Origin of the sequence: Aquimarina acroporae (genome assembly GCF_023195925.1) — a bacterium.
Taxonomy (GTDB): Bacteria; Bacteroidota; Bacteroidia; order Flavobacteriales; family Flavobacteriaceae; genus Aquimarina; species Aquimarina acroporae.
In genome coordinates this window covers 1-540 of the sequence record NZ_JALPRE010000042.1, presented here as the reverse complement: position 1 = coordinate 540, position 540 = coordinate 1, and the positions used below count along the sequence as shown (strand labels likewise).

General features: G+C 28.5%; 1 protein-coding gene. It reads right to left on the bottom strand.

From position 1 onward, the window contains the following. Positions 1–11: 11 nt before the first annotated feature. Positions 12–540 (bottom strand): DUF4199 domain-containing protein (locus M0D21_RS22915; RefSeq protein WP_248334388.1); only part of this gene is annotated, 529 nt, incomplete at its 5' end.

Genomic DNA, 540 nt, shown 5'->3' with positions numbered 1-540 from the left:
AATGCTTATAATCAAAGTTTTTTCTTTTTGTGCATAATTGCTCCGACTATAGAGGCAATTAAAGAGTTGATTATGATGTTTATTACTAAATGAGATAATTTCATTTTGAAATCGAATTTACTCCTGGCAGATAATGTTATCTGATCAAGTTCTTTTGAAGATAATTCAAGATTGTTGAACATCTTAGCTTCTCTATTTCTCTCAAGAATATTGCCTAAATAATCTGGGTTTATAATGCTTGTATAAAATGAATACCAAATTTCATTAAAAATAAACATGAAAACACCCATGGAAAAGCCAATTTTCACTGCATCAAGAAATTTTAGATAGCGATTATTGTTCTTTTTAAATAGGTATATGGTATAGGTTACACCGCCAATATATAAAAATAGGTCTATTATAATCCCTTCGATAATCCATTTTTTTGGTGTAGTTACAGAGTTGAAAATTAAATAAGTCATGACTCTGTGTAAAAAGCAGATGCATCCATAGATTAAACCGTATTTAAGTATATGTTTATAGATTGAGGTTTTGTTAGGC